Here is a 5,189-nt window from a genome sequence, read left to right as displayed (position 1 = left end):
CCGGGACGGGACTCACACCCGCCGGCCAGACACAGCTTCCAGGACGCACCATGTCAACACTTTTATGATGTCACGTTAGTGTCAGTGCTGCAGGCCGCACCGCCGCCGGGGGGAGCTCGCGTCAACGGCGGGCGCGCAGCCGTTCGTGCGGGACCGCTGCTACCGCCCGTAGCGGGATGCCGGCCGGGCAGACCTCGGCGCACTCGCCGTAGAGCGAACAGGGACCGAACTCGGCCTCCAGCTGCGCCGTCAGCTGCCGAGCGCGCCGCGAGCGCTCCTGCGAGGGGCTCGGCAGGTGGGCCAGGTGCAGCAGCTTGGCCCCGGCGAACAGGTGCGCCGACCCGTTGGGGCAGGCCGCCACACAGGCTCCGCAGCCGATGCAGGCGGCGAAGTCGAGGGCCTGTTCGGCAACGTCCGTGGGCACGGGCAGGGCGTTGGCGTCGGTCGCCGTTCCGGCATCGACGGCGACGTGGCCGCCTGCCTCGATGAGCCGGTCGAGCGCCGAGCGGTCGACGACCAGGTCCCGCACGACCGGGAAAGCCGCGGAGCGCAGCGGCTCGATGCGCACCGTCGCCCCGTCGGCGAAGGCGCCGATCTGCTGCAGGCAGGTGGGCAGGCCGGCCTGCGGTCCATGGGCGCGGCCGTCCACGGTCACACCGCAGGCGCCGCAGACTCCCTCCCGACAGTCGGACTCGACGGCGACCGCCTCCTGCCCGGCGTCGACGAGAGCCTCGTTCAGCCGGTCGAGCAGGTCGAGGATGCTCAGCTGGGGGCTGAGGCCGTCAAGCTCGTGCTGCTCGAGGTGGCCGGGCGCATCGGGGCCCGCCTGACGCCATACCCGCACGGTCAGTCTCATGCATAGCTCCGGGTCGCGAGGGGGACCGCACTGAACCGCAACGGTTCGTCGTGACGGGTGAAGTCCAGGTCCCCGGGGTCGGCGGTGGGGTGCTCGGGACGCGTCTGCCACGCCGAGCAGAACGTCCAGTGCGCGTCGTCGCGCCGGGCCTCCCCGGCGACCTGGTGCTCGGCTCGGAAGTGGGCGCCGCACGACTCGTCCCGGTCGAGGGCGTCCACGCACATCAGCTCGGCCAGCTCGAGGAAGTCCGCGACGCGGCCCGCCTTCTCGAGCACCTGGTTGAGCGAGGTGCCGCTGCCTGTCACGCGCACGTCCGCCCAGAACCGGGCCCGCAGCGAGCGCACCTGCTCGGCTGCGCGGCGCAGGCCGGTGGCGTCCCTGGTGACCCCGCAGCCTTCGTAGAGGATCTCACCGAGGGCCCGGTGGAAATGCGCGGGACCACGGGTGCCGCCCACCGCGAGCAGTGCCGCGACCCGACCCGACACCCGCTCGAGGGCTGCCCGGCAGGCTGGGTGGTCGGGGCCCGGCAGGGCCGAACCGAGCAGCGGCGCAAGGTAGTCCGGTAGCGCCACGGGGATCGTGAACCACCCGTCGACACAGGCCGACAGCAGCGAGTTGGCTCCGAGTCGGTTGGCCCCGTGATAGGCCCACCCCGCCTCGCCCGCGACGAACAGACCCGGGAGCGAGGTCATCAGGTCGTAGTCGCTCCACAGCCCGCCCATCGTGAAGTGCGCAGCCGGGGCGATCCGCATCGGCACCCGGTACGGGTCCTCTCCCGTCGCACGCTCGTACAGCTCGAACAGGTTGCCGTACCGCTGTGCGAGCACGGGTCGACCCAAGGTGGACAGTGCATCGCCGAAGTCCAGGTAGACGCTGTTGCGCAGCGGGCCGACGCCCTTGCCGGAGCGGATCTGGGCGGTCGCCGCCCGGGACGAGACGTCCCGCGGGCTGAGGTTGCCGTAGGCGGGGTACATGCGCTCGAGGTAGTAGTCACGCTGCGTCTCGGGAATCTCGCCGGGTGGCCGTTCGTCCCCGGCCCGCGCGGGTACCCAGACTCGGCCGTCGTTGCGCAGGGACTCGCTCATCAGGGTCGTCTTGGCCTGCAACGGGTCGCCCACCGGCAGGGCCGTGGGGTGGAACTGGACGAACGAGGGATACGCGAGCAGCGCCCCGCCTCGGTGCGCCCGCCATGCGGCGGACGCGTTCGACGCGAGAGCCAGGGTCGAGTGGAAGAAGATGCTGCCGTAGCCGCCCGAGGCCAGCACCACCGCATGGGCGGGGTGCGCCCGGACCTGCCCGGAGACGAGGTCACGCACGACCAGCCCCTGGCACCGCCCGTCCGCGACGATCAGGTCGAGCATCTCGGTCCGGGTGTGCAGGCGCACCGACCCCGCTCGGACCTGCCGCAGCAGCGCCTGGGAGCTCGCCACCTGCAGCTGCTGGCCGGTTTGGCCACGGGTGTAGTAGGTACGCGACACCTGGACGCCGCCGAAGGAGCGGGTTGCGAGGCTGCCGCCGTACTCCCGGGCGAAGGGCGCGCCGATCGCGTTGAGGTGGTCGATGACCCGCACCGACTCCTCGGCCAGCCGGAAGGCGTCGGCCTCCCGCGCCCGGAAGTCGCCTCCCTTGATCGTGTCGGCCACGAAGCGCTGCACCGAGTCCCCGTCGACCCCGGTGACGCGGGCCGCGTTGATCCCACCCTGGGCGGCGACGCTGTGTGCCCGCCGGGGAGCGTCGTGGTAGGTGAACGCCTCCACGCTGTAGCCGAGCTCGCCGAGCGCCGCCGCGGCTCCCGCGCCCGCCAGACCGGTGCCCACGACCGCGATCCTGAACCGGCGTCGAGCCGCCGGGGCGACGAGCCGGTATGCCGCCCGGCGGCGTGCCCACGCGGTGGCGGGGTCGCCGTCGGGCGCCCGCCCGTCGAGGAGGGTCGAGGCTGCACCGCTCACGCCGGTTGCCGCGCCTCTTCCCGCCGCTCCGGGCCGCCCACGCTGGCGCTCGGTCGTGTCCTCATGTCGGTCGGCGCTCATGTGACCACCCCCAGCAGGACGGCTATCGGGATCCCCGCGTTGCCGAGCAGGATCGCCACCGCGAGGATCGCACCGACCCACGTCGCCCCGGCCCGCAGGGTGCGACCCATGCCACCGAGGTCCTGGACGGCGACCGTCGTCCCGTGCAGGACGTGTCCGGCAAGGAGCAGCATCGTCAGGATGTAGACAGCGGCAGACCACGGTCGGGACAGGCTCGCCACGAGGTTCTCGTGGGCGAAGAAGGCGCCGGAGCCCTCTGCCCGGAAAGCGGATGGTGCGACGGGCTGGACCCCCAGGGTGAGGTCGAGCAGGTGAAGCACGATGAAGCCGAGGATGACCAGACCGGTGACCGGCATGGTGCTGGCGACGAACGAACGCCACGAGTGCAGCCGCGCCCGATGAGGGCCGCGAGCAGAGCGAGCCCGAGCCGTCAGGATCGCCGCGGCCCAGACATGTGCCACGAGCAGGACCGCGAGGACGACTCGCAGCGCCCAGAGCACACCCCCGTGCGGGGCGAGCGGCACGAGCACCTCACGCAGCCACGCGGCATACGCGTTGAAGGCGGATGCCCCCGCGTAGACCTTGAGGTTGCCGACGAGGTGGACCAGGACGAACGCGAGCCAGGTCAGGCCGGAGACCGCCATGGTGACCTTCAGCGCCCACGACGGCACCATGGTCCTCGGTCGGAGGGCGGCCCGGTCGGCCGCCGCGATCGGTGGAGTGGACTGCATCGGCGACCTCCAAGCGCCACCCTAGCGTTCAGGACGTGGGCCCCGGCACCTCGCGAACCCGGCGGTTGCGACCGTTGTGTTCGGCCCCAGGAGTCCTTCGGCGAAGATAGAAGGCATGCCTAGCCTTCTCGACCCCTCGGCGCAGCCCTGATGACCGGCCCGATCCTGCGTCGCATGGGCGCGCCGACCGCTGCCCTGCACGCCCGCGCTGCCGGCTCCCCGAACTTCCGGGACGGCGCCTTCGTGTCGCCCGAGCCGACCCACGCCATCGCCGAGTCCCTGGCCGGCCGGGACGGGCGAGACAACCCGGCCGTGGCCGCGCTGCGCGCACGACGCCAGGGACACCCGGCCCGCCCCGTGCCTGTGCTGCGTCCCGAGTTCCCCACTCCCGCAAGCGAGCTCGCGGTGACCTGGCTCGGGCACGCGTCGAGCATCGTGGAGCTCGAGGGGCGCCGGTTCCTGCTCGATCCCGTCTTCGGCGACCGGGTCTCGCCGTCCCTGCTCGTCGGGCCGCGCCGACTCCACCCGGTTCCCTGCCGCGTCAACGACCTGCCGCCCCTCGACGGAGTGCTCATCTCGCACGACCACTACGACCACCTCGACGAGCCGACGATCGCCGAGCTGGAGCGGAGCCACGCCCCGCACTACGTCGTGCCGATCGGCGTGGACGTGCACCTGGCGACGTGGGGCGTGCCTGAGGAGCGGATCACCGCCCTGGACTGGCGCGCGGAGACCGAGCTCGGCGGCATACGCCTCGTCTGTACGGAAGCCCGCCACTTCTCGGGACGAGGGTTCGTCCGCAACGCGACTCTGTGGGCCGGCTGGTTGCTGCGCGGCGAGCATCGGTCGGTGTGGTTCGCCGGCGACACCGGCCCGTCGCGCTGCTTCGAGGAGGTCGGGCGAGACCTCGGCCCGGTCGACCTCACGCTCGTCCCCGTCGGCGCCTACAGCGACTACTGGCCGGAAGTGCACGTGACGCCCGAGCAGGCAATCGGCGTGCACCGTGCTGTGACGCGGGGCGGGCCGACAGCGGTGATGCTGCCGGTGCATTGGGGGACCTTCAACCTGGCGATGCACTGGTGGAGCGAGCCGATCCGGCGCACCCTGCGTGCGGCCGCCCAGGCCGAGGTGCCGGTGATCGCGCCGCGGGTGGGCGAGCGGGTCGACCTCGCCGCGGTCGACTCCGGCGCGGTCGACTCCGGCGCGGTCGACTCCGGCGCGGTGGCCGCGCGCTTCGGCGACCCGTGGTGGCGTGCTGCGGCTTCACCGGACGACCACGACTGAGGCGCCCCGGGCCAGGAGCGTCGTGGGGTTCACTGCCTGCGTCGGTCAGGGCTGCTTCCTCGGCGGTGCTCTGGGCAGGTCGGCTCTTGCCGATCCCCGCGTCGCTGTCATGTCGCGGCTCTGGTCGCGTGTCATGTCGCAGCCCTGGTCGCGTGTCATGTCGCGTGTCATGTCGCAGCCCTGGTCGCGTGTCATGTCGCGGCCCTGGTCGCGTGTCATGTCGCACAACCGTTCGATGGTTGTGCTCAGGAACGGGGCTGACTGCGACATGAGCTGCGACGTGACTCC

4 protein-coding genes are annotated in these 5,189 nt (G+C 72.3%); 1 reads left to right on the top strand and 3 read right to left on the bottom strand.

The window, feature by feature from the left end; genetic code table 11:
• Positions 1-121: 121 nt before the first annotated feature.
• The 3 genes from L0H79_RS20455 to L0H79_RS20445 are packed head-to-tail and all read right to left on the bottom strand — an operon-like array spanning position 122 to position 3,617.
• Positions 122-856 (bottom strand): succinate dehydrogenase/fumarate reductase iron-sulfur subunit, encoded by a 735-nt coding sequence (locus L0H79_RS20455; protein WP_301486484.1) that lies wholly within the window; start codon positions 854-856, stop codon positions 122-124.
• Positions 853-2,886, bottom strand: a complete 2,034-nt coding sequence (locus L0H79_RS20450) for a fumarate reductase/succinate dehydrogenase flavoprotein subunit (RefSeq protein ID WP_301486483.1) — start codon at positions 2,884-2,886, stop codon at positions 853-855. The genes L0H79_RS20455 and L0H79_RS20450 overlap by 4 nt, the downstream gene beginning before the upstream one ends.
• Positions 2,883-3,617, bottom strand: coding sequence for a succinate dehydrogenase cytochrome b subunit (locus L0H79_RS20445; protein ID WP_301486482.1), 735 nt, complete (start codon positions 3,615-3,617; stop codon positions 2,883-2,885). The genes L0H79_RS20450 and L0H79_RS20445 overlap by 4 nt, the downstream gene beginning before the upstream one ends.
• Before the next feature lie 174 nt (positions 3,618-3,791).
• On the opposite strand from L0H79_RS20445, the gene L0H79_RS20440 reads away from it, so the two are divergent.
• Entirely contained in the window at positions 3,792-4,901 is a 1,110-nt protein-coding gene (locus L0H79_RS20440) for an MBL fold metallo-hydrolase (RefSeq protein ID WP_301486481.1), read from the top strand.
• Positions 4,902-5,189: the final 288 nt, after the last annotated feature.

The organism is Intrasporangium sp., from assembly GCF_030452765.1.
In the GTDB taxonomy this organism is placed as follows: domain Bacteria; phylum Actinomycetota; class Actinomycetes; order Actinomycetales; family Dermatophilaceae; genus Intrasporangium_A.
Note: the sequence above shows the minus strand (reverse complement) of the source record. Positions and strands in the feature narration are given on the sequence as shown.